Origin of the sequence: Stappia sp. WLB 29 (assembly GCF_023507705.1) — a bacterium.
Lineage (GTDB): Bacteria > Pseudomonadota > Alphaproteobacteria > Rhizobiales > Stappiaceae > Stappia.
This window is the reverse complement of sequence record NZ_JALBGD010000010.1, coordinates 140,572-164,547: the sequence shown is the minus strand read 5'-3', so window position 1 is coordinate 164,547 and position 23,976 is coordinate 140,572. Positions and strand designations below refer to the sequence as shown.

Annotated in this window: 22 protein-coding genes; 7 read left to right on the top strand and 15 right to left on the bottom strand. The window is 65.9% G+C overall.

Annotated elements, in window-relative coordinates:
- Window positions 1-31: 31 nt before the first annotated feature.
- The 10 genes from galE to rfbC all read right to left on the bottom strand — a co-directional run bounded on the left by galE (window position 32) and on the right by rfbC (window position 10,832).
- Complete coding sequence (gene galE, locus MNI96_RS18160; RefSeq protein ID WP_249695444.1) at window positions 32-1,021, bottom strand: UDP-glucose 4-epimerase GalE; 990 nt, start codon at window positions 1,019-1,021, stop codon at window positions 32-34.
- 139 nt (window positions 1,022-1,160) lie between these two features.
- On the bottom strand, window positions 1,161-3,062 hold the full coding sequence (gene cysN, locus MNI96_RS18155; RefSeq protein ID WP_249695443.1) for a sulfate adenylyltransferase subunit CysN: 1,902 nt from the start codon (window positions 3,060-3,062) through the stop codon (window positions 1,161-1,163).
- A 2-nt stretch (window positions 3,063-3,064) separates the two neighbouring features.
- On the bottom strand, window positions 3,065-3,973 hold the full coding sequence (cysD, locus tag MNI96_RS18150; protein ID WP_249695495.1) for a sulfate adenylyltransferase subunit CysD: 909 nt from the start codon (window positions 3,971-3,973) through the stop codon (window positions 3,065-3,067).
- A 323-nt stretch (window positions 3,974-4,296) separates the two neighbouring features.
- A complete protein-coding gene (locus tag MNI96_RS18145) occupies window positions 4,297-5,049 on the bottom strand; it encodes a class I SAM-dependent methyltransferase (protein WP_249695441.1) in 753 nt (250 codons plus the stop codon).
- Window positions 5,049-5,918, bottom strand: coding sequence for a class I SAM-dependent methyltransferase (locus MNI96_RS18140; protein ID WP_249695439.1), 870 nt, complete (start codon window positions 5,916-5,918; stop codon window positions 5,049-5,051). Before MNI96_RS18140 ends, MNI96_RS18145 begins: the two co-directional genes overlap by 1 nt.
- Window positions 5,919-5,935: 17 nt before the next feature.
- Window positions 5,936-7,258 carry a rhamnan synthesis F family protein gene (locus MNI96_RS18135; RefSeq protein ID WP_249695436.1) on the bottom strand — a complete coding sequence of 441 codons (1,323 nt, stop codon included), beginning with the start codon at window positions 7,256-7,258 and terminating at the stop codon, window positions 5,936-5,938.
- Between the two features lie 12 nt (window positions 7,259-7,270).
- Entirely contained in the window at window positions 7,271-8,140 is an 870-nt protein-coding gene (gene rfbA / locus MNI96_RS18130; protein ID WP_249695434.1) for a glucose-1-phosphate thymidylyltransferase RfbA, read from the bottom strand.
- A complete protein-coding gene (gene rfbD, locus MNI96_RS18125) occupies window positions 8,137-9,012 on the bottom strand; it encodes a dTDP-4-dehydrorhamnose reductase (protein WP_249695432.1) in 876 nt (291 codons plus the stop codon). Before rfbD ends, rfbA begins: the two co-directional genes overlap by 4 nt.
- A 7-nt stretch (window positions 9,013-9,019) precedes the next feature.
- Window positions 9,020-10,042: an NAD-dependent epimerase/dehydratase family protein gene (locus tag MNI96_RS18120; protein WP_249695430.1), complete on the bottom strand. Its 1,023-nt coding sequence runs from the start codon at window positions 10,040-10,042 to the stop codon at window positions 9,020-9,022.
- Window positions 10,043-10,274: 232 nt separating this feature from the next.
- Entirely contained in the window at window positions 10,275-10,832 is a 558-nt protein-coding gene (gene rfbC, locus MNI96_RS18115; RefSeq protein WP_249695428.1) for a dTDP-4-dehydrorhamnose 3,5-epimerase, read from the bottom strand.
- Window positions 10,833-11,023: 191 nt separating this feature from the next.
- On the opposite strand from rfbC, the gene MNI96_RS18110 reads away from it, so the two are divergent.
- The 7 genes from MNI96_RS18110 (at window position 11,024) to MNI96_RS18080 (ending at window position 18,201) form a co-directional block, all read left to right on the top strand.
- A complete protein-coding gene (locus MNI96_RS18110) occupies window positions 11,024-12,118 on the top strand; it encodes an NAD(P)/FAD-dependent oxidoreductase (RefSeq protein ID WP_249695427.1) in 1,095 nt (364 codons plus the stop codon).
- 106 nt (window positions 12,119-12,224) lie between these two features.
- A complete protein-coding gene (locus MNI96_RS18105) occupies window positions 12,225-13,010 on the top strand; it encodes an ABC transporter permease (protein WP_249695425.1) in 786 nt (261 codons plus the stop codon).
- Entirely contained in the window at window positions 13,007-13,660 is a 654-nt protein-coding gene (locus MNI96_RS18100; protein ID WP_249695423.1) for an ABC transporter ATP-binding protein, read from the top strand. The genes MNI96_RS18105 and MNI96_RS18100 overlap by 4 nt, the downstream gene beginning before the upstream one ends.
- A 28-nt stretch (window positions 13,661-13,688) precedes the next feature.
- Window positions 13,689-14,972: a KpsE/RkpR family capsule polysaccharide export protein gene (locus MNI96_RS18095; RefSeq protein WP_249695421.1), complete on the top strand. Its 1,284-nt coding sequence runs from the start codon at window positions 13,689-13,691 to the stop codon at window positions 14,970-14,972.
- A gap of 79 nt (window positions 14,973-15,051) precedes the next feature.
- The gene (locus MNI96_RS18090) at window positions 15,052-16,428 is read left to right on the top strand and encodes a KpsE/RkpR family capsule polysaccharide export protein (RefSeq protein ID WP_249695419.1); all 1,377 of its coding nucleotides are present in this window, start codon (window positions 15,052-15,054) and stop codon (window positions 16,426-16,428) included.
- Window positions 16,429-16,455: 27 nt separating this feature from the next.
- The gene (locus MNI96_RS18085) at window positions 16,456-17,547 is read left to right on the top strand and encodes a hypothetical protein (RefSeq protein ID WP_249695417.1); all 1,092 of its coding nucleotides are present in this window, start codon (window positions 16,456-16,458) and stop codon (window positions 17,545-17,547) included.
- 147 nt (window positions 17,548-17,694) lie between these two features.
- The gene (locus MNI96_RS18080) at window positions 17,695-18,201 is read left to right on the top strand and encodes a hypothetical protein (protein WP_249695414.1); all 507 of its coding nucleotides are present in this window, start codon (window positions 17,695-17,697) and stop codon (window positions 18,199-18,201) included.
- Window positions 18,202-18,227: 26 nt separating this feature from the next.
- On the opposite strand, the gene MNI96_RS18075 is transcribed toward MNI96_RS18080, so the two are convergent.
- From MNI96_RS18075 to cysN (MNI96_RS18055), 5 genes are all read right to left on the bottom strand, one after another.
- On the bottom strand, window positions 18,228-19,070 hold the full coding sequence (locus tag MNI96_RS18075) for a class I SAM-dependent methyltransferase (protein WP_249695413.1): 843 nt from the start codon (window positions 19,068-19,070) through the stop codon (window positions 18,228-18,230).
- A gap of 114 nt (window positions 19,071-19,184) precedes the next feature.
- Window positions 19,185-19,949 carry an ABC transporter permease gene (locus MNI96_RS18070; RefSeq protein WP_249695411.1) on the bottom strand — a complete coding sequence of 255 codons (765 nt, stop codon included), beginning with the start codon at window positions 19,947-19,949 and terminating at the stop codon, window positions 19,185-19,187.
- Entirely contained in the window at window positions 19,946-20,734 is a 789-nt protein-coding gene (locus MNI96_RS18065; protein ID WP_249695400.1) for an ABC transporter ATP-binding protein, read from the bottom strand. Before MNI96_RS18065 ends, MNI96_RS18070 begins: the two co-directional genes overlap by 4 nt.
- A 168-nt stretch (window positions 20,735-20,902) precedes the next feature.
- Window positions 20,903-21,913: an ABC transporter substrate-binding protein gene (locus MNI96_RS18060; protein WP_249695398.1), complete on the bottom strand. Its 1,011-nt coding sequence runs from the start codon at window positions 21,911-21,913 to the stop codon at window positions 20,903-20,905.
- 174 nt (window positions 21,914-22,087) lie between these two features.
- Window positions 22,088-23,974 (bottom strand): sulfate adenylyltransferase subunit CysN, encoded by a 1,887-nt coding sequence (gene cysN, locus MNI96_RS18055; RefSeq protein ID WP_249695397.1) that lies wholly within the window; start codon window positions 23,972-23,974, stop codon window positions 22,088-22,090.
- Window positions 23,975-23,976 lie beyond the last annotated feature (2 nt).

Here is a 23,976-nt window from a genome sequence, read left to right as displayed (position 1 = left end):
GCTGTCCCGATCTTCAGGTCTTGCCGATCATTCAGGTCTTGTAGGCGCCACGCTGATGCCAGCGCCATGCATCGGAAATCATCTCATCGAGCGTCGAGCGCTGCGGGTCCCAGCCCAGCTCCGTGCGCGCCCGGGTCGAGCCGCAGACCAGCTGCGTCGCATCGCCCTCGCGGCGTGCGCCTTCCAGCACCGGCACCGGCTGGCCGGTGACGCGGGCGGCGACCTCGATCACCTCGCGCACGGAGAACCCGCGTCCCGTGCCCAGGCAAAAGACGCGGTTGCTGTTCCCCTGCCTCAGCCAGTCGAGACCGGACAGATGCGCGTCGACCAGATCGCACACATGGACATAGTCGCGGATGCAAGTGCCGTCCGGCGTCTTGTAGTCGGTGCCGAAGATGGTGATCGCGTCGCGCCGGCCGCTGATCGCGTCGAGCACCAGCGGAATGAGGTGGGTTTCCGGCACGTGGCACTCTCCGATCTCGCCGTCGGGATCGGCGCCGGCCACATTGAAATAGCGGAAGATCGTGTGGCGCAGGCCGGCCGAGATCGAGAAGTCGCGCAGCATGTCCTCGATGGCCCGCTTGGAGGCGCCATAGGCGTTGATCGGAGCCTGAGCAGTGTCCTCGTCCAGCATGACGCCGTCCTGCTCGCCATAGGTGGCGCAGGTGGAGGAGAAGACGAAGTCGAGGCAGCCAGCGGCAATCGCCGCCTCGATCAGGGTGAGCGTGGCGCCGACATTGCCGCGCCAATAGCGGCCCGGATCCTTGATCGACTCGCCCACCTGGGACAGCGCGGCAAAATGCATGACGGCCACCGGCTTCCACCGGGCGAAGACCTCGTCGAGCCGCGCGCGGTCGGAAAGGTCGCCCTCCTCCAGCGGCCCGAAGAGCACCGCCTCGCGCCAGCCGGTGGCAAAATTGTCGAAAGCCACGGGAAGATAGCCCGCACGGCGCAGCGCCTTGCAGCAGTGCGAGCCGATATAGCCGCCTCCTCCCGTCACCAGAACAGTTTCTTCGGCCATGCCCCGATTCCCGTCGCTTCCGTTTGTTGCAGCGCATCATGGCCAGCCGTCGCAGCAACATTGTGACGCGTGTCACAAGCTTGCCGTTCCCGCCGCCATTGGTCCCCACTCCTTCCGATCACGGAGCCGGGGCCGGCGTTTAGATCAGGTCGTTCGCCTCCAGGTAGGCGATGATCTCGTCGACGATCTCCTCCGGGTCGCGGCCCATCGTGCGGATGTGGATTTCCGGATTTTCCGGCGCTTCGTAGGGGCTGTCGACACCCGTGAAGTTGCGCAACTCGCCCGCATCCGCCTTGCGGTAGAGGCCCTTCGGGTCGCGCCGGCGGCACTCCTCGATGGGCGTGTCGACGAAGACCTCGATGAAGCGCCCGTCCGGAAACAGCTCGCGTGCCATGGCGCGCTCGCTGCGGAACGGCGAGATGAAGGAGACCAGCGTCAGCAGACCGGCATCGACGAAAAGCCGCGCCACCTCGCCGACCCTTCGGATGTTCTCCACCCGGTCGGCATCGGTGAAGCCGAGGTCGCGGTTGAGGCCGTGGCGCACGTTGTCGCCGTCCAGCGTGTAGGTGTGGCGGCCGCGCACATGCAGCTTCTTTTCCAGAAGCGAGGCGACCGTCGACTTGCCCGAGCCCGACAGGCCCGTGAACCAGAGCGCCGCCGGCGTCTGGCCGAGGCTCTGCGCGCGCGCCGCCTGGTCCACTTCCAGCGCCTGCCAGTGGATGTTGGTCGCCCGCCGCAGGGCGAACCAGACCATGCCGGCGCCGACCGTCGCATTGGTCAGCCGGTCGATCAGGATGAACGAGCCGGTCGTGCGGTTCGCCTCGTAGGGGTCGAAGGCGACCGGCACCGTCAGCGCCAGGTTGGCGAAGGCGATCTCGTTCAGCTCCAGCGTCTTGGCCGCGGCCCGCTCGAACGTGTTGACGTTGATCTTGTGCTTGATCTCGGTCACCGAGGCGGTGACCGTCCGCGTGCCGATCTTGAGCAGATAGGACCGACCCGGCAGCAGCGGCTCCTCGGACATCCAGATCAGATGCGCGGCGAACTGGTCGGCGACATCCGGACGGGCGGCGGCGGCGGCAATGACATCGCCGCGCGAGGCATCGATCTCGTCGTTCAGCACCAGCGTTACCGCCTCGCCGGAGCTCGCGCTTTGCGTCTCGCCCACCTGCGACAGGATGGTCTTCACCGTCGAGGTGCGGCCCGAGGCGGCGACCACCACCTCGTCGCCGACGCTGACGCGCCCGCCGGCGATCGTGCCGGAAAAGCCGCGGAAGTCGAGGTTCGGGCGGTTCACCCACTGGACGGGGAAGCGGAACGGGCGGGCATCGTCGTCGCGGCCGACCTCGACCGTCTCCAGATGCTCCAGCAGCGTCGGCCCCTCGTACCAGGGCATGTTGTCGCCCGGCGCCGTAACATTGTCGCCGTAGCGCGCCGACAGCGGGATCGCCACCAGCGTCTCGAAATCGAAGCCTTGCGCGAAGGCGCGGAACTCCGCCTCGATCTGGTTGAAGCGCTCCTGCGAATAGCCGACCAGGTCGATCTTGTTGATGGCCAGCACCACGTGGTGGATGCCCAGCAGCGAGGCGATGAAGGCATGACGGCGCGTCTGGGTCATCAGCCCGTTGCGCGCATCGACCAGCAGCACGGCCAGATCGGCGGTCGAGGCGCCCGTCGCCATGTTGCGGGTGTACTGCTCGTGGCCGGGCGTGTCTGCGACGATGAACTTGCGCCGGTCCGTCGCGAAGAAGCGATAGGCGACGTCGATGGTGATGCCCTGCTCGCGCTCGGCCTCCAGCCCGTCGACCAGCAGCGCCAGGTCGATGTCGTCGCCGACCGTGCCGTGGCGGGTGGAATCGCGCTCCAGCGCGGCCAGTTGGTCCTCGAAGATGAGCTTGGTGTCGTAGAGCAGCCGCCCGATCAGGGTGGACTTGCCGTCGTCGACGCTGCCGCAGGTGAGGAAACGCAGCTGGTCCTTGTTGACCTGGGACAGGATGTACTCGCGCACGGCCTCGTCGGAGGCGGTCGGATCCGGATTGCGCATGGTCAGAAATACCCCTCGCGCTTCTTCTTTTCCATCGAGGCGCTGTCGTCGTGGTCGATCAGGCGGCCCGAACGTTCGGAGGTGCGGGCGATGAGCATCTCGCGGATGATCGCCGGCAGCGTGTCGGCGTCGGACTCGATGGCGCCGGTCAGCGGGTAGCAGCCGAGCGTGCGGAAGCGCACCATCAGCTCCTCCACCCGGTCGTCCGGACCGATCGGCATGCGCTCGTCGTCGACCATGATCAGCATGCCGTCGCGGCGCACCACCGGCCGCCGCTTGGCGTAGTAGAGCGGCACGATGGGAATGCCCTCCAGCAGGATGTACTGCCAGATGTCGAGCTCGGTCCAGTTGGACAGCGGGAAGGCACGGATCGACTCGCCCTTGGCGATGCGCCCGTTGTAGAGGTTCCACAGTTCCGGGCGCTGGTTCTTCGGGTCCCAGGCATGGGCCTTGCTGCGGAACGAGAAGACGCGCTCCTTGGCGCGGCTCTTCTCCTCGTCCCGGCGGGCGCCGCCGAAGGCCGCATCGAAGCCGTACTTGTCGAGCGCCTGCTTCAGCGCCTCGGTCTTCATCACATGCGTGTGCACGGAGGAGCCGTGGCTGAACGGGCCGATGCCCTGCCGGATGCCGTCCTCGTTCGTGTGCACGATCAGGTCGGCGCCGATGCGCTTAGCCGTCTCGTCGCGGAAGGCGATCATCTCGCGGAACTTCCACGTCGTGTCGACATGCATCAGGGGAAACGGCAGACGCGAGGGCGCGAAGGCCTTCATCGCCAGATGCAGCAGGACGGAGGAGTCCTTGCCGATCGAATAGAGCATGACGGGATTGCGGAACTCGGCCGCCACCTCCCGGATGATGTGGATGCTTTCCGCCTCGAGCGTCCGCAGATTGTCGAGGCGGCCGGGCGCCATCACGTCTTCTTGCAAGTTCGACCCTTCCTGATGCATCACGCCGCCTCGCACCGCTCAGCGGCCCCGTTCGCGACGAGGCCGGTGCGATGGTGCACAAGGCAGGCCGGTGTCTGGCTGCCGGATTGTCCGTACTGGCTCTTCTGGCCTGCTCCGCCCCCGCCTGCCGCACAATCGCGCGGCCCGGTCGGGCTCCCTGGCGAACGGAAGGACCGGCGGCTGAAACCCGCTTCGACACTCATTCCGCGCACTCCTTCTAGTTGCTCGGTGCGGCGCGATCAAGCCGCTGAAACAGCGTCCTGAACCACGGTTTTCCGCTACCTGCCCTAGCGTTCGAGACGCCGCAACACGGCGCCGGTCTGACCGAGGCGCCCGTCCGGCACGATTTCGCGGTTGCCATCGATGTAGGTCTCGACGGCAAAGCCGAGCTTTTCCGCCCAAAGTTCGATGACGTTACGCTCGATGAACATGTTCATCACCGGCTTCGTCCCGTTTCTCTGCTGCTCGACACTGCCGAGGAAGACCGGAAAATGGCCGCGGCTGCCGAATTCCAGGAACGAGAACAGGAAGGTTCCGCCCGGGCGCAGCACTCGCCCCACCTCCTCCATGTAGAGGTAGGTCTCCTCGTGCAGCAGATGGGTGAACAGGCTGAACGAGTAGACGATGTCGGCGGACGCATCCGCGGCCGGGATCTTCAGGTCGGTGGAGATGTGGAAGCGGTAGTCGGCCGGGGTATGGGCGCGGGCATAGTCGATGAGGTCCTTGACCACGTCGATGCCCAGATAGGCGTAGCTGCCGTTGGCGGCCAGTTGCCTCGCCGTGCGGCCGCTGCCGCAGCCGAGATCGATGAGGCTGTCGCCGTCCTTCAGCCCCAGCGAGCGCAGCAGCTCCAGGTGTATCCGGCCCTGGATGTCGTAGTGGCCGCCGACGGCCAGCGACATCGCCTCGTCCAGCGGATGGCTTTCCTTCAGCTTGCGGACGTGGCGCTCGTAGTCGCGCTGGAAATGCGGCTTTTCCGCCTCCTGGCGCGCCTTGGCGCCGGTCAGCGCGCCGACGATCCGTTGCAGGACCCCGGCCATCAAGCGCTCTTTCGCTTCCTGGCGACAAAGGTCAGCGCCGGACCATTGGCGTGGGCCGGGTCGTCCTTGCCGATCTCCACGTCGAAGCCGAGCACGTCGAACAGGCGCAGCAGCGAGTCCTTCTCCACCCAGCGGGTCACCCGCTCGGCGCCGCCGCAAAAGCCCTTCCAGTCGAGCACCTGCTGCACATAGGTCTGCCGGCTCATGGTCAGCGGCACGCCGCGATGCTCGATCGTCTCGGGCGCAGCGAAGCGGCTGGCATAGACCGGATGGCGCGAGAGGATGTCGTGATCGTAATAGTGCGTCCAGATGCCGATGGCATCCGCCGTCCTGCACATCGCTTCGATCAGCGCCACCGGATCGCTCATGTGGTAGAGCACGCCGCTCGCGACGATGGCGTCGAAGCTGCGCGGCTCCTCCTCGAGATATTTCAGGAAGTCGCCGAGCAGGAACCGCGCCTTGTGCAGACCGTAATTGTTCTTGACGATCAGGCATTTGAAATAGGCGCGCGTATTCGCCTCGATGGAGGTGATCGAGGCTGCGCCCTTCATCTGCAGCATATAGGTGTGGCTGCCTTCCAGCGGCCCCAGTTCCAGCACGTGCTTGTTGACATATCCGCCGCTGGCGCGCTCGAAGAAGTCGACGCGCGGGTCGGTATAGAAGGCCGGCTTGCCGTTGGGCGGCAGGCCCGGCAGCGCGCCGGACCATTCGCCCTCGAACAGGTCGACGGCGTTCTCGGGCCGTGCCGTGCGCATGTCGTAGCGGTCGTCCAGCGCCTTGTCTTGGTGCCCGCGCGCCTGCGGCAGCGCCACCGCGCGCCGCACCCCCGCAAGCGTGTTCATCAGCCGGCCGAGCAGCCTGCTTGCCATGATTGCTGCCCTCATCCTCAGATCGAGCCGTAGCGGAACAGGACCTTCTTGAAGCCCTTGTAGTAGCGCCCCATCCCCTTGCTGCGGATGTCGACGCGAATTTCCTCGGCGAACGGCAGGTCCAGTTCGTCGATGATCTTGTTGATCTGCTCGAACGTGTAGACGCCGCGATAGACCAGGTCGCGCTTCAGGACCGGGATGCCGAGGAACTTGTAGTAGAGAAATCCGCCGAAATGGATCTGGTTGCGCTCGGTCAGCAGCTTGACGTAGCCCTCGATGAATTCGGCCACCTTGAAGTCGCTGAGGTTGCGCCGGCTCTGGAAGTCGTAGCGCAGGTCCAGCGCCTTGGTGACGTCGTCGTCGTCGGCCAGCGACGTGCCCTTGGCGCGCGCCGCCGTGACGAGATCGGCGAACCGCTCGATGAACTGGCCCTGCGCCAGCGCCTCCTCGGAGATCGCCTGGCTGGAGCGCATCTCGATCAGCTTGTAGAGCTGCTTGCGCAGCAGGTTTCTGTTGCGGAACGGCACCAGGTCGATGGTCGACTTGAGTTCGCCGAAGTCCATCCCGACGAGGACGTTGTAGACCTCGACCGGGTTGACGATGATGTGCGGGCCCTGGCCGACCTTGCGCAGCACGCATTTGGTCAGGCCCACCTCGCCCTTGTGCACCGACCAGCGACGGGTGCTGATCGGCAGGTACGTGTCCCAGTATTCCAGGAAGGCCGGCGCCTCGATCACTTCGCGGTTGAACGCCAGCAGGAACGACTGGACGTGATAGTGGTGCTCGAACACTTCCGTGAGGCCGATGAACGGTTCGTCCGCGTCCAGCTTGGCGAAGATCTCGTCGAGACCGCTCGGCAGGTAGTAGACGCTGTCGTTCATCAGGATCAGCTTGTCGATCACCGGCTCGCGCTTGCGCAGCAGGCTGAAGCCGTCCTTGTAGGCGCCGAAGTCGCGGCCAAGGTTCTCGCGCTCGATGAGCAGATGGCAATTGTCCAGCAGGTCCTCGCGCACATCGCCGCTCGCCCGCATGTTGGTCACGAAGACGATGTTGATGCCGCGCGCGTTGAGCGCGTCGATGGCCGTGCGGGTGAAGACCTGGATGTCGGCCTTCGTGTAGATCACGAAGATCGCGAAGCGCTTGCCCTCGTGCGAGCGGCGCCCCTCGGTCACGCCCAGGATGCGGCGCTTTTCCGAGTAGAGCTTGGGGTCCAGCCGGCAGACGAAGCGGGCATAGACCTCGTAGGGCATGATGACGAGGAAGTACCAGTACAGGTACCAGAGCCTGTTCAGGATCTTGTAGAAGAAGAAGATGACTGGGTGGATGACCTGCCCGAGCATGTTCCGTCTGGCCTATTTTCGTCCGCTGATCTGCAGGAGGTACTCGCCATACAGCGTCTTGGCGAGCGGCTTGGCGAGTTCGGCGACATCTTCCGGGGCGATCCAGCGGTTCACCATGGCGATCTCTTCCAGGCAGGCGACCTTCAGCCCCTGCCGGTGCTCGATCGCCCGGATGAATTCCGAGGCTTCCATCAGGCTGTCGTGGGTGCCGGTGTCGAGCCAGGCAAAGCCCCGGCCGAGCTTTTCCACCGTCAGCTGGCCCGCCTCGAGATAGCGGCGGTTGATGTCGGTGATTTCCAGCTCGCCGCGCGCGGATGGGCGCACCTGGTGGGCGTGCTCCACCACTTCGGCATCGTAGAAATAGAGGCCGGCCACCGCCCAGTTGGACTTCGGGCTCGCCGGCTTTTCCTCCAGCGACACCGCGCGGCCGGCCTCGTCGAACTCGACGACGCCGTAACGCTGCGGATCCTGCACGTGATAGGCGAAGACCTTGCCGCCCGCGGTCAGCGCCGAGGCCTTGACCAGCCGCTCGGACAGGCCGTGGCCGTAGAAGATGTTGTCGCCGAGCACCAGGGCGCAGGGGCTGCCGTCGATGAAGCGCTCGCCCAGGATGAAGGCTTCCGCCAGGCCGCGCGGCTCCTGCTGCACCACATAGGAGAGCTTGATGCCCCACTGGCTGCCGTCGCCCAGCAGCGCCTCGTAGCTCGGCAGGTCGCGCGGGGTGGAGATGATCAGGATCTCGCGGATGCCCGCCAGCATCAGCACCGACAGCGGATAGTAGATCATCGGCTTGTCGTAGACCGGCAGCAACTGCTTGCTGGTCACCCGGGTCAGCGGATAAAGGCGGGTGCCGGACCCGCCGGCAAGCACGATGCCCCTCACGCCAGGTACCCCTTCTCGGCGAGATAGTCGTCCAGCGCCTCCTGCCAGGGGCGCGGGGCGCCGATGACGGAAGCCAGTTTTTCGTTCGACAGGACGGAATAGGCCGGCCGGCGCGCCGGCGTCGGGAATTCGGAAGACGGGATCGCCTCGACACTCGCCTTGATGCCGGACCTGCGGATGATCTCCTCGGCGAAGCCGTGCCAGGTCGTCGCGCCGGAATTCACCACATGCCAGATGCCAGAGGGCACCTCGTCGCGCAGCATGGTCAGCAGCGCGGCGGCGATGTCCTTCGTCGAGGTCGGCGACATGTGCTGGTCGGCGACGACGCGCAAGTGCTCGCGCTCGCGGCCGAAGCGGATCATCGTCTCGACGAAATTGCCGCCCTTGCCGCTGGCGCCGGCCACGCCGAATAGCGAGGCGACGCGCAGGATCAGCGTGTTCTCGCAGGCGAGCCGGGCCAGATCCTCGCCCATCGCCTTGCTGGCGCCGTAGACGTTGACCGGTGCGCGCGGGTCGGCCTCGTCGAGAGGCTCACGCTTGTCCTGGCCGCCGAACACGTAGTCGGTCGAGACATGGACGAAGCGGGCCGACCTCGCCTGCGCCAGTTCGGCCAGCAGCGCGACCAGATGGGCGTTGATGGTGAAAGCCTGCTGGGCGTTGCCCTCGACCTCGTCGGTCTTGTGATAGCTGGAGCAGTTCACCAGCACGTCGAAGTCGGCCGTCGACAGCAGCTCGCGCACCCGGTCGAAGTCGGCAAGGTCGAGCCGGTCGCGGCCGACGGGGACAATGTCCAGCACGCTGCCCGCGGCCTCGTTCGCCCGTCGGATATCCGTACCGAGCTGGCCGCCGGGACCAAGGAGGATCGTCTTCATGGGAACCTCAGATGCGCAGCATGCCGCCGTTGAGCTCGAGCTCCTTGATGCGCTCGTGCCAGGTGACCAGTTCCTTGTACCAGGCGAGCGTGATGGTCTGGGTCGTCTTGTCGGTACGCCCGTCTTCCAGCGCCGCCAGAACGTCGCGTACCCCGTCCACCGCCGTCAGCTCGGCCTTGAAGCCCAGCGCCTCGATCTTGTCGAAGCCGACTCGGTAGGAGCGGTGGTCGGGGTCGCCGTACCATTCGATGGCGACATCGTTCGGCAGGGTGTCGGCGACGATCTGCGCCAGCGGGCCGATCTGGTAGTTGTTCTCGTCCGAGCCGACATTGAAAATCTGGCCGTTGATCTTCTCGGCCGGGGCGCTCAGCATGAAGATCTGGGCGCGGGCCGTGTCGCGCACATGCACCATCGGGCGCCACTGGGTGCCGTCGCGCATGAGCGGCAGCTTGCCGGTCTTCCAGGCGCCGAACACCATGCCGTTGATCGCAAGGTCGAAGCGCATGCGCGGGCTGTAGCCGTAGACGGTCGCCTGGCGCAGCACCACCACCGTGAAATCGTCCGAGGCGAGCGGCAGCACGCCGTGCTCGGCCATCTCGTTGGCGCGCGCATAGGCGGTCAGCGGATTGGTCGGCGTCGTCTCGGTGGCGATGACGCCCGGCTCCTGGAAGCCGTAGAGGCTGCAGGAGGACGGCAGGACGTAGCGCTTGACGCCGGCCTCGCGGGCGAGCTTTGCGGTGCGAACGCGCGAGACGTGGTTGATCTGGTCGGTCTCGCGGCTGAATTCCTCGCCGGAGGGGTCGTTGGAAATGGCGACGAGGTCGATCACATGGTCGATGCCGGCAAACAGCGCCGGATCGATCAGCCGGGCATCCTGGCGCACGATCTCCAGCCGCTCGTGCTCGGGCAGCAGGTCGCGGCCGAAGAAGAAGCGGTCGACCGCGCGCACCGCGTAGCCCGCCTCCAGCAGCAAGGGCACCAGAGTCGTGCCGATATAGCCGCCCGCACCTGTAACCAGAACAGTTTCCATGCAAACACCGACCGCGTTCGAGTTGCAGGCCGGCACAACTGCCAGCCCCTTGCATTTCCAGGAAGGCCTCCTGCCCCGGATGCCTTCTTCCCTGCCCGACTCTCGCCCAGGATCACGCGATGTCGCTTACCGACGGCCGCATTTTGCAGCGCAAGACGATCCGATCAACCCGCACTTTCGCGAATCTTCAAGAAATCGTCGTCGCGTGCCGGCCCGCTTCGCGCAAGACGTGTCAGAACCAGTGGACCACATCCTTGAAGAAGGGCTGCGCCTTGTCCTTGTCCGAGAGGATCACCTTGTCCTCGTCGACGCCCCAGTCGATGGCGAGGTCCGGATCGTTCCAGCGGATGCCGAAATCGTGGGTGGGCGCGTAGTGGCCCGTGACCTTGTAGATGATCTCCGTGTCCGGCTCGAGGGTCAGGATCGCGTGGGCGAAGCCGACCGGTACCAGGATCTGGTTCCATTCGGCGGCGGAGATCTCCGCCGACACCCATTTGCCGAAGGTCGGAGAGGCCTTGCGGATGTCGACCGCCACGTCGAGGATCCGGCCGCGTATGCAGCGCACCAGCTTGTCCTGGGCGAACTCCCCGCCCTGGTAGTGCAGGCCGCGCAGGGTCCCCGCTTCCGCCGAGTAGGAATGGTTGTCCTGGATGAAATCCAGCTCGATCCCGGCCTCCGCGAAGGCCTTCCTGTTGTAGACCTCGGAAAAGAAACCGCGATGATCGCCGAATTTCCTTGGCCGGATAATCTTCACTTCGGGAATTTCGAGGCTGACAACATCGACCGACATGAAAAGAAAGCCTGTGCTTGAGAGTTCGGGTACCGGAACGGACCTGGCGTTGTATAGAAGACGCAACCGAGGCGAACAAGGCCGCAGCGCAACCAGAACGATTCCCGCCTGTTGCGGCGCCCCTGCCGATGGCCTAAGCGACGTCACACGGAAATGCGGCGCTTTGCCGGCAGCTGTTGAAGGAGCGGGGGATGGATGTCGAGACGGTGGTGATCGGCGCCGGCGTGATCGGCCTTGCGGCCGCGCGCGACCTCGCCCTGCGCGGCCACGAGGTGATGGTGCTGGAAGAGCACACGATCATCGGCTCGCAGACCAGCGCCCGCAACAGCGAGGTGATCCATGCCGGCATCTACTATCCGGCCGGCAGCCTCAAGGCGCACGCCTGCCTTGCCGGGCGCGAGCTGCTCTACCGCTTCTGCGAGGAGAACGGCGTTCCCCACCGCCGGCTCGGCAAGCTGATCGTCGCGACCGCGCCCGACCAGGTCGAGACGCTGTCGGCGATCCGCGCCAGGGCGGAGGCGAACGGCGTCGACGACCTGCGCTTTCTCACCCGCGCCGAGGCTCTGGCGCTGGAGCCGCATCTTGCCTGCGAGGGCGCGCTGCTCTCCCCCTCCACCGGCATCATCGACAGCCACGCCTTCATGCAGGCCCTGCAGGGCGGGCTGGAGGCGCATGGCGGCCAGGTGGTCTGCGGCACGAAGGTGACGGGGCTCGGCAGGATCGACGGCGGCTACCGGCTTACGGTGGCGGATGGCGCCGACGGCTTCGCCCTCACCTGCCGCAACCTCGTCATCGCCGCCGGGCACGGCGCGCCCTCGCTTGCCGCCCTCCTTTCCGGCACGCAGGCACCGAAGGCCTATTTCGCCCGCGGCTGCTACTTCTCCATTTCGGGCCGGGCGCCCTTCTCGCGGCTGGTCTATCCGGTTCCCGAGCCCGGCGGCCTCGGCGTCCACCTGACGCTCGACATGGGCGGCCAGGCCCGTTTCGGCCCGGACGTGGAATGGATCGACGGCCTCGACTACACGGTCGACCCGCGCCGCGCCGACGGCTTCTATGCCGAGATCCGCAAATACTGGCCGGGCCTTGCCGACGGCGCGCTCCGGCCCGACTACAGCGGCATCCGGCCGAAGATCTCCGGCCCCGGCGAGCCGGCGGCGGACTTTCGCATCGACGGACCTCGCGAGCACGGCCATGCCGGCCTCGTGGCGCTTTACGGCATCGAGTCGCCCGGCCTCACCTCGGCTCTGGCGCTGGCCGGTCTCGTCGCCGACCGGCTGGGGGAATAGCCGCATTGCCCTGCCGGTCCGGACATGCCATGGAATCGTCGCGTTCCCCGGTCAATTATCCCGCAATGCAACATCCGCCGGCGGGACCGGAAGCTTCGGGAGTGACATGAGGACGTCCTTCGTCGCCGCCCTGGCCAATCAGAAGGCCGTGCTGGGCGCGCTCATCCTGCGCGACATGCGCACCCGGTTCGGGCGCACGGCGATCGGTTTCGTCATCGCGGTCGCGTGGCCGCTCACCCACCTTCTGGCGATGCTCGGCGTGTGGGTGGCGATCGGCCGCGCGGTGCCGCTCGGCACCAACAATGTCGTGTTCTTCGGCACCGGCATCATGCCCTACATCCTGTGCCTGTATCCCGGGCGGATGATGATGCTCGCCATCCAGCAGAACAAGCCGATGCTGCTGTTCCCGGTGGTGAAGGTGATCGACATCATCCTGGCGCGCGCGCTGCTGGAGATGATCACCGCCATGTGCGTGCTGCTCGCCTTCTGCACGATCCTCTACATCGCTGGCGTCGACTTCCTGCCCAACCGGCCCGACATCGCCATCGCCGCCATCGCGGTCACGGTGCTCTACGGCATCTCGGTCGGCCTGCTCAGCTGCGTGATCCTGGTGCTGTTTCCCATGTGGGTGGCGATCTTCATCCTGATCATGATCGCCCAGTGGATCACCTCCGGCGCGCTCTACCTGCCCAGCATGATGCCGCACTGGGTGCTGGAATACATCGTCTACAACCCGCTCTATCACTGCATATCGTGGCTCCGCACCGCCTATTACGACGGTTACGGCGGCAGCACGGTCGAGCCCATGTATGTGGTGCAGGTGTCGCTCTTCACCCTGCTGCTGGGCTTTGCGGCGGAGCGGGCGGTGCGCGGAAAGCTCTTGATGAAATGATCAGGTTCCAGGACGTCTTCAAATTCTACCGCACGCAGAAGACGCTCAAGATCGTGCTGGACCATATCAGCTTCCGGCTGGACAAGGGCGTCAGCTACGGGATCATGGGCATCAACGGCGCGGGCAAGTCGACCCTGATGCGGCTGATCGCCGGCACGGAGATGCCCAACAGCGGCCGCATCGTGCGCGAGGCGCGCGTGTCCTGGCCGCTCGGGTTCGCCGGCGGCCTGCATCCGGCGCTGACCGGGCGCGAGAACATCCAGTTCGTCGCCCGCGTCTACCGGCAGGACATCCGCAAGGCGGTGCGCTTCGTGGAGGACTTTTCCGAGCTCGGCCCCTTCATCGACGCCCCCTTCGGCACATATTCCTCCGGTATGCAGCAGCGTCTCGCCTTCGGACTGTCGATGGCGATCGACTTCGATTGCTACCTGATCGACGAGGTCATGGCGGTGGGCGACTCCCGCTTCCAGCAGCGTTGCCGGGACGAGTTCAACAAACGCAAGCAATATTCGGATATGATCATGATCTCGCACAGCATCGAGCTTGTGCAGATGTATTGCGACCGTGGCATCGTGCTGGCCGATGGAAAGATGTATTTCTTCGATTCGGTCTCGGATGCGGTCGAGATGTACAAGCAGTTGAACATGTAGCGGTGCCGGGCCGGAAGGCCTGGCGCGGATGGCGGAGAAGATGTCGGACGCGCTGATAGACGTGGTGCTCGGCGGCGGCGACCTTGTCGAGGAAGCGCCCAGAAGCGGCAAGCGAACGGAAGCGATCTCGGCGGCCCTCAAGGAGGCCAGCCGGCGCATCCGCTCGAACCGTCGCGTCATCGGCGGCGGCGGCTTCCGCCGCCGGCGCGGCGAACGGCTGTTCCTCATGTCGGTTGCCGCCAGCTGGCTGCTGGTGGTGCTGGTGCCGGTGCTGGTGTCCGGCATCTATTTCGGCCTCATCGCCTCGGACCGCTACGCGTCCGAGATGCAGTTCTCGCTGCGCAACTTCAAGGCCTCCGCGCCCGCCGCCTTCATGTCGCTCACCGGGCTTCCCACCGGCAACCTGATGCAGGAGGCCAAGGTGGTGGAGAGCTATGTGCACAGCCGGGCGCTGATCGACCGGCTGCAGGAGCGCATCGACCTGTTCGCCAAGTTCAACGCGCCCGGTATCGACTATTTCTCGCGCTTCCCCCAAGGCGATCCGATCGAGGACTTCATGGACTACTGGCGCGAGCGCGTCGGCGTCCATGTGGAGAGCCTGTCGGGCATCGTCACCGTCTCGGTGCAGGCCTTCTCGGCCGAGGACGCGCAGCAGATCAACCGGCTGATCCTCGAGGCCATCGACGAACTGGTCAACGACCTGTCGGTCCGCGCCCGCGCCGACCTGTTGCAGTTCAACCGCCAGGACCTCGACCAGGCGCAGGATCGGCTGAAGACCCTGAGCGAGGACCTTGCCAACCTGCGCAACACCACCGGCCTGCTCGATCCGGAGACCTATGCCAAGTCGATCTCGGCGGTCGCGACCGAGCTGGAGGTGCGCCTCACCGAGATGAAGGTGCGGCGGCAGACCCTGCTCGGCTCGATGGACGCCGACACGCCGCAGATGCAGTTCCTCACCCGGCAGATCGAGACACTGGAGGGCGAGATCGCGCGCCTGCGCCGGGAAATCGCCTCGCCGGGCAGCACCGGCGAGACGCTGTCCACCACCAAGGCGCTGTTCGACCGCTACCTGCTCGACCAGGAGATCGCCCGCAAGCAGTACACCCAGGCGAGCCTGGAATACGAGCGGGCCCGGCTGGACGCTGACCGGAGGCAGGTCTATACGGCGGTCGTGATGCAGCCGACCCTGCCGGAAGATGCCGAGTATCCGCGCCGGATCTGGTCGTGGACAGTGGTTCTGGTGCTGTGCATTTCCGCCTGGGGCGGCCTCGTCGGCCTTGCGGTTCTCATCCGCAACCATCTGGCGGCATGACGATGGGAGCGAGGCTGGAGCAAATGCTGCGGGCCGCACACCCGCATGCCGCGGAACCCGCGAGGCGCTGGACGTGACGATGCAACGATTGCTTTCGCGGCTTCCCGGCACCAGGGAACGGACCCCCAAGACGCAAGGAGCGAAGTCCGAGGGGACTGCGGGCGGGCGCAAGGCCGCCAGGCCGGAGGGCGTCGCCGCCCGCGCCGTCAAGGTGACCGGCGGCGACACGGATCCCGACAGCCTCGTCCCGCGCGGCCGCGGGCCGCTGGCACGTGCCGGCAGCAAGGTCTCGGGCCTCGTGCGGACCGTTCGCGAGGACCTGAAGGAGCTGCGCGAGACCGACGCGACCGGCCGGCGCGGCGGCGGGTTGTGGCGCAGCTTCGGCATCTTCGTGCTGATCCCGACGATGCTCGCCGCGCTCTATTTCCTCGTCCTCGCCTCCGACATCTTCGCCTCCGAGACCCGCTTCATGGTGCGCAGCGGCGATACCCAGCAGGAGGTCGGCTCCGGGGCGTTGGCCATGGTCGCCAAGGTCGCCGGCGTGTCCGGCACCAGCCCCGACAGCTTCGCCGTGCTCAACTACGTCAAGAGCCGCGCGATCATCGAGGACATCGGCGGCAAGGAAACCGTCTTCCGCCTGTTCAATCGGGAGCGCGGAGACTATTTCGCGACCATCGATCCCGAGGCGACGTGGGAGGACATCGTCGAGTATTGGCAGGGCCGGGTGACGGCCTCGCTCGACACCCAGTCCGGCATCATCACCGTGGAGGCGACGGCCTTTTCCGCTGAAGAAGCCGACTGGCTGGCCCGGCAGGTGGTGGAGAAGAGCGAGACGCTCGTCAACGAGATCTCCCGCCGGGCCCGCGAGGAGGCCTTGCGCGTCGCCCTGGCCGATGTGGAGCTTGCCCGCTCCGAGCTTGCCGAGGCGCGCGAGACCTTGCGGGTCTACCGGAACACCAGCGAGATCATCGACCCGACCATGACGGCCGAGTCCATCGGCGAGGTCCTGTCGCAGCTGATGATCAAGCGAATCGAGCTGGAGGCGCGGCTGGAGACGACCGCCTCGATGATCGACCAGGACTTCGCGCCGCGCCAGGTGATCGAGCGCGAACTGGCCCAGGTCAAGGCCCAGATCGCCGAGCAGGAAGGCCTGCTCGCCTCGCAGGGGCGCAGCGGCGGCACCGTCTCGGACGTGGTCGCCAGCTTCGAGAACCTGCGGCTCGAAGAGGAATTCGCCGCCAATCGCTATTCCATCGCCGTCTCCTCCTACGAGAAGGCACGGCAGGAAACCGAGCGCCAGCAGCTTTACCTCGTCGAGATCGTCCGCCCCGCCGTGCCAGACACCGCGCTCTATCCGCGCGTTGCGGCAGGCATCTTCATGATCTTCTTCATTTCCTTCGTCCTGTGGGCGATCGCCTCGCTGATCGTCGCATCGGTGAAGGACCACGCGATCTGACGGGACAGCCCCGGGAGACCCGGCACAGTGCAGTTTCACATCGACCGACAGGCCAACGGCGTTCTTTCCGGCTGGATCGTGCCCAACAATCCGGGCGGGACGCCGCATGTGAAGGTCATCGTCAACGACGAGGAAATCGCCGTCATCGGCCCGAACGTGAACCGCCAGGACATCAAGGACCTGGGGCTTCACGCGACCGGCTTCGTCGGCTTCCACATCGACGACAAGATCGTCAAGGGCATCCAGAAGGCCGACAACGTCCAGCTCGTCGAGCAGGAAACCGGGCTGATGGTGCACCGGCACACGGCCTCGCCCTTCCGCATCGAGAAGCGGGTGATGTTCTTCAACCTTTGCGTCGTGCCGCAGATCCGCATGCGCAACATGGCGAGCGACCTGTTCAGCCTGACCTATACCAACAGCGAGCGCATCACCTTCGCGACGATCTCCAGCATCCTGATCAACCACAATGCCCATTCGCAGTTCGTGATGGGCCGCAACAACCACAATCGCATCGCCGAGTTCCTGCTGAGCCGCGAATACATGCGCATCGCGCTGCTGCGCGATCCCATCGTCGAGCTCGCCGAGCGGCTGATCATGATCAAGCAGATCTCGCGGTCCTCGAATCGCAAGCTGCTGGAGAACCTCGTCTCGGGCCTCGAGAACCTGTTCGGCCTGTGCGAGACCATCGACCTGGAGAGCGAGGACTCGCTGCAGGACGCCTTCACCCGGCTGCGCCCGCAGCAGGCCCAGGCGATTGCCGACCCCTTCGTGCGCACGCTGGTCTGCGACCAGGGCGACGCGCCGGAGGAACGGCATATCAGCATGGCGCTGGACCGGCTGGCCGAGTTCGATGCGGTCGGCGTCGAGGAACGGATCGACGCATTCAATACCTGCGTCGAGGAAGTCACCGGGCGCGACATCTTCGGCGGCTACGAGCCCTACGTTCTGCCGGGCACGATGGAGCTGGCCGAGCGGCTGCACGGCATCGACAAGGTGCAGGAATACCTGGAGTTCGACGCCCTGCTCTATCGCGAGCTGCGCGGCGTCATCGACACCGAGTTCGGCACCGCCTCCCCGGCTCCTGCGAGCGGCGTCCCGCAGGCCGCCCAGCGGCGTTGAGACAGCTCACACCCCCTCCGCGCGCGTCCGCCTCGACAGCAGTCTCCGATAAACGCACCTGTGTCGCTCGGACAGACACATAAGTTCTGAAGCTCAGAAATATTCCTGTATGTTCATTCTGGTTACGCTTAGAGAAATCAAGCCATCATGGTTCAAGGCATTGTACTCCCCCGCTTCAAACCACTCACACGCATCCTGACAGCGCTCTTGATAGGGCTTTGCATTCTCAATTTTGTGATCAAGCTCTGCGGAATACAGATCTTAAAGACGCCTCACTCTACAGGCTCAAGAGGATTCGGTGATGAGACCTGGAACCTCTGGGTAGAGTACACGCTATTCAAACTGGTGCTGGTGGCGGTCGCGCTGCTCATGTGGATGACCGCAATGCTGCGCGAGATGTGGCGTGTCGTGGCGCAAGGATGGCCGGCTTGGCGACTTTCCTTTCAGACGGTTTATCTCATTCCGTTCAGCGCCATAATCGCCGCGATGCCTGTTCCCGTTGCAACGAGCTCGCCAGCTGCAAAGTTCATCGTCTTTGCGCTTGGCCAAATGTTTGTCTTGCTTGGCGCCTTGAGCCTTGCAGGGCAACTTATGCTGGAGCCGGCGAAGATGGACACGATGCTACGACGCACAAAGGCTCGCTTTCCCTCATAGTCGAAAGCTACCCCCGTGCTCTCCTCTCAGCGCTTGACGCAGCAGACCGCGTAGTCGAGGCGGCGGCCGTCGACATATTCCTGGTAGCGCATGGTGCCGGGCATGTCGGCCCAGTCGAGCGCGTAGTCGCGGAACGGCCAGGGCACCCGGTTGATCAGCTCGCGGCGGCGCGGCACGTCCTCGGCGATGGCCGCGAAGACGTTCTCGGTGATGTCGACCACCTTGTGCACATCGAGCCCGTTCTTCTCGCAGAGCTCGTCGACGATCTTGCGCTGGTCGGCGAACTCCTTGTCCGTGTAGCCGACCGAGAAGCTGAGGACGCCGCCGGGGCGCAGCACGCGCGCCGCCTCCTTCATGAAGGCGTCCATGCCGACATAGCTCGCCGCGCCGACGCTGAAGATCATGTCGAAGGAGCCGTTGGCCAGCGGCAGGTCGCGGGCATTGCCCTGCAGGATGCGGATGCCGGGGAACGGCTGCATGCGCTTGCGGCAGACGCTGACGGCGCTCGCATTGACGTCGACGCCGGTGATCCGCGCCTGCGGGAAGCGGTGATGGGCGACCTGCACGCCGCCGCCGAGGCCGCAGCCGATGTCGAGGATGTCGGCCCAGTCGGCGCCGCTGCGTCCCGCGTCCCGGGTCAGCTCCCACAGGACCTTGTCGTAGAGCGTCGCCTGCAGCGGCTCGCGGTCGAAGGGCGCCAGCTCCGTCCAGGGCGCCTCAGCCGGCGAATAACCGCTGTTGAAGAAGTTCTGGTGGCGGGCCGGCGACAGCCGGTAGAGCGCGAAATAGATCGCCTCCTGGAGCTTGCGCTGGAGCGGCTTGGGCAGGTTCCGCTGGATGCGGCGCTTCAGGACATAGAGGAACGACATGCAGGTCTCCGGCCGGCTGGATGCGCCGACCGTGTTACAGGCTCGCGTGCCGCTTGCCTACACCCTGCCGACACTCCGGCGGCAGGTTCCGCCGGAGTGTTGCACGGGAAACGATCAGTTCCGGCCCGAGCGGTGCGCCCAGCCGGTCATGCGCATCTCCAGCCAGGCCATCGCCGCATACATGACGATGCCCAGCACGGCGAGCGCCACGAGGCCGGCCCAGACCAGCGGCACGTTGAACTGCGACTGCGCCGCCAGCATCATGTGGCCGATGCCGGCATTCGCGGCCACCGTTTCGGAGATCACCGAGCCGACGAAGGCCAGCGTGATGGCGATCTTCAGCGAGCCGAAGAAATAGGGCATGGAGCGCGGGATGCCGACCTTCAGCATGATGTCCATCTTCTTCGCGCCCAGCGCGCGCAGCACGTCCTCCATCTCCGGCTCGATGGTGGCGAGCCCCGTCGCCACGTTGACGACAATGGGGAAGAAGGCGATCAGGAAAGCGGTCAGCACCGCCGGCACCGTGCCGATGCCGAACCAGATCACCAGGATCGGCACAACGGCGACCTTCGGAATCGAGTTGAAGCCGATCATCAACGGATAGAGGCCGGCATAAATCGCCCGGCTCCAGCCGATGGCAAGGCCGAGCGCCAGTCCGCCGGCCACCGCCATCAGGAAGCCGACGGTCGTGGTGAACAGCGTCTGCAGCGAGTTCTTCCAGATCGGCGACCAGTACTTGACGATGGCCGCCCAGATGTCGGTCGGCGCCGGCAGGATGAAGACGGCGATGTCCAGCCCCTTGCACGCCGCCTCCCAGACGACGAACAGGCCGATGGTCCACAGCCAGGGGGCGGCCTTGATCCAGCGATCGTTGGTCATGCGGCGGCCCTCGCCTCGGCAATGTGTCCGCGCAATTCGTGGACGATGTCGTTGAAGCCCCCGTCATAGGTCAGGTCGATGGGCCGGGGGCGCGGGAAGTCCACCTCCCGCTCGACGATGATGCGGCCGGGACGCGCGCTCATCACGAAGACGCGGTCGGCCAGGAACACCGCCTCGCGCAGGTCGTGGGTGACGAGGATGACGGTGAAGCCCTTTTCCGCGTGCAGGTCGCGCATCACCTGCCACAGCTCCTCGCGGGTGAAGGCGTCGAGCGCGCCGAACGGTTCGTCCAGCATCAAGAGCGCCGGATCGTGGATCAGCGCCCGGCAGAGGTTTGCGCGCTGCTGCATGCCGCCCGACAGCTGCCAGGGGAACTTGTCGCCGAAGCCCTTGAGGCCGACCACCTCCAGCAGGCTCTCGGCGCGGGCGACGTAGCTCTCGTATTCGCTCTTCAGCCTGCGCCGGTGCGGCTGGACGATCTCCAGCGGCAGCATGACGTTCTTCAGCGTCGTGCGCCAGGGCAGCATGGAGGGGTTCTGGAAGGCCATGCCGGCGACGGAAACGGGCCCGTCCACTTCCTTGCCGGCCACCTCGACCGTGCCTTCCTGCGGGCGGATCAGCCCGGTGGCGAGCTTCATCAGGGTCGACTTGCCGCAGCCGGACGGGCCGACGACGGCGGCGAATTCGCCCTTCTTCACGGCCATGGTCAGGCCGTCGAGGGCAAGCGTGCCGTCGCCGCCGTCATAGGCAAGGCGGATGGTGTTGAGATCGACGAAACCTGTCACGGCTGGGCGAAACTCCGAAGGATGATGCGGCCGTGCAGGCCGCAGGACGGGCGAATGCACCCGGCGCGAGGCGCCATGCGGGGGCTGGCGCCGAAGGGTCGTGGAAACGACGCCCGCGCCTCCCCTGCCCGTCTCGCGCGACGGGGAGAAAAGGCGCGGGCGCAGGCCTTACTTGATCATGCGCTCCTCGACCGGCGGCAGGTAGGAGGGGTCGAACACCCGCTCCGGCGCCGGCGGCGTGTCGCTCACGCCCATGGAGGTCTTGAGGTATTCCATCGACTTGGCGAGCTTGGCCATGTCGACGCCGCCGAAGCCGTTGGCCTTCACCGCCGGGGTGGCGATTGAGCCGTCCACGGCCATCAGGATGCGGTCGGTCTCGGTCGCCTCGTCCAGCACCTCGTTGCGCTTCAGCACGTAGGGCACGGAGGCTTCCGGATCGGCGATCGTGTCGAGGAAGCCGCGCACCAGCGCCTTGACGAAGCCCTTCACCGCCTCCGGATTGCTCTCGGCGAAGTCGGTGTTGACCATCACCACATTGCCGTAGAGGTCGAGGCCGTTCTCCGCCATCAGGATGGTGGCGATGTCGTCCATCGGCACGCCTTGCGACTTCAGGTTGATCACGGAGGAGAAGGAGAAGCCGAAGATCGCGTCGACCTGGCCCTGGGCCAGCATCGGCTCGCGCACCGGGAAGCCGACATTCTCGATGGTCATGCCGGAGGTGTCGAGGCCGGCGACGTCGACGAAGGCCGGCCACTGGCCGAAGGCGGCATCCGGCGGCGGGGCGCCGAGCTTCTTGCCCTCGAGCGACTTCGGATCCTCGGTGACGCCGAGGCTCTTGCGGCCGATCACCGCGAAGGGCGGGCGCTCGTAGGCCATCATCACCGCCTTGACCTTCAGGTCCGGCTGCTCGTCCAGCAGCTTGATCAGCGCGTTGATGTCGCCGAAGCCCATCTGGTAGGCGCCGGTGGCGACGCGCGGGATCGATTCGCGCGAGCCCGCGCCCGTGTCGATGGTGACGGAAAGGCCCTCCTCCTCGAAATAGCCCTTGTCCTGGGCGATGAAGAAGGGCGCGGCCGGAGCCTCGAACTTCCAGTCGAGGGTGAACTTGATCTCGGTCTGCGCCATCGCGGCCGGAGCGGCCAGCGTCAGCGCGAAGGCAATGCCAAACAGTCTGCGCATAGGGTCCCCACTGGTGTTTTTATGAAGGGTCACCAGGAAGACTGCCCCGCAATTGCCCATTCATCAAGCAATTTTGGCTCGCGCTCAATTCGCGTGCAAGACCGCTCAAAAAGACGGCAAAACCGACCGGAAGCACGTCTTCCGGCCGGTTTTTTCGGCATTTCGCCTCAAGCCCTACAGGCCGAGATAGCGGATCACCTCGTCGGCCAGATCCTCGGCCGGGCGCGACACCGTGTCGAGCACCAGTTCGGCGCTTTCCGGCGCCTCGTAGGGGCTGTCGATGCCGGTGAAATTGCTGATCTCGCCGGCCCGCGCCTTGCGGTACAGCCCCTTGGGATCGCGCGTCTCGGCCACTTCCAGCGGCGCATGGACGTGGATCTCGACGAACTCTCCCGGCGCGAAGAGGTCGCGCGCCATCTGCCGGTCCGAGCGGAACGGCGAGATGAACGAGACCAGCACGATCACGCCGGCTTCCGTGAACAGGCGCGCCACCTCGCCCACCCGCCGGATGTTCTCCACCCGGTCGGCCTCCGAGAATCCGAGGTCGCGGTTGAGCCCGTGGCGCACGTTGTCGCCGTCCAGCAGGAAGGTCAGCCTCCCTTGTGCGTGCAGCCGCTGCTCGACCAGGTTGGCGATGGTCGACTTGCCGGCGCCCGACAGGCCGGTGAACCAAAGCACGCGCGGCGTCTGCCCGGTCAGCCTGGCGCGCGCCGCCCGGTCGATGTCGAAGGCCTGGCGGTGGATGTTGTCCGCCTTCCTCAGGCTCGCCCAGATCAGGCCCGCGCCGACCGTCTGGTTGGTCAGCGGGTCGATCAGCACGAAGGACCCCATCTCGCGGTTGACCTCGTAGGGGTCGAAGGCGATGGGCGCGCTCAGGTGGATCTCGCAGAAGCCGATCTCGTTCAGCGCCAGCGTGCTCGCCGGCAGGTGCTTCAGCGAGTTGACGTCGATGCCGTGCTCGATGCGCGCCACCACGCCGGTGGTGCTGCGCTTGCCGGCCTTGATCACGTAGTTGCGGTCGGTGCGCAGCCCCTGGTCGCCCATCCAGATCACATGGGCGCTCAGCCGGTCGGAGACCTCCGGCCGGCTTTCCGGCGTGCTCAGCACGTCGCCGCGCGAGATGTCGACCTCTTCCTGCAGGGTGATGGTCACCGCATCGCCCGCCACCGCCTCGTCCAGGTCGCCGCCCATGGTGGCGATGCGCGCCACCGTGGCAACGCGGCCGGAGGCGGCCACCGCCACCTTGTCGCCGGGGCGGATCGCGCCGCTGACCACGGTGCCGGCATAGCCGCGGAAGTCGAGGTTCGGCCGATTCACCCACTGCACCGGCATGCGGAACGGGCCGAGCCGGTCCTCGCCGGCGACATCCACCGCTTCCAGATGTTCCAGCAGCGTCGGGCCGTCGTGCCAGTCCATCGCCGCGCTGCGGCGGCTGACGTTCTCGCCCGTCAGCGCCGACATCGGGATCACTTCCAGCGTCTCGAAGCCGAAGCCTTGCGAGAACGCCTCGTAGTCCGCGCGGATGCGCTCCAGCACCTCGCGGTCGTAGCCGACCAGGTCCATCTTGTTGACGGCCACCACCACGTGGCGGATGCCCAGCAGCGAGACGATGAAGGAATGCCGGCGGGTCTGCTGCAGCACGCCCTTGCGCGCATCGATCAGGATGATCGCCAGGTCCGAGTTGGAGGCGCCCGTCGCCATGTTGCGGGTGTACTGCTCATGGCCCGGCGTGTCGGCGACGATGAACTTGCGCGCCTCGGTGGCGAAGAAGCGGTAGGCGACATCGATGGTGATGCCCTGCTCGCGCTCGGCCTCCAGCCCGTCGACCAGCAGCGCGAAGTCGAGTTCCTCGCCTTGCGTGCCGTATTTGCGCGAATCCTTCTGCAGGGCCGCCACCTGGTCCTCGAACACCCGCTTGGTGTCGTGCAGCAGCCGGCCGATCAGCGTCGACTTGCCGTCGTCGACGCTGCCGCAGGTGAGAAAGCGCAGCAGCCCTTTCTGTTCATGATCGCCGAGATAGTCGGCCGCCTCGACGGCGAGGGAAGGCAATGCCTGGTTCATCG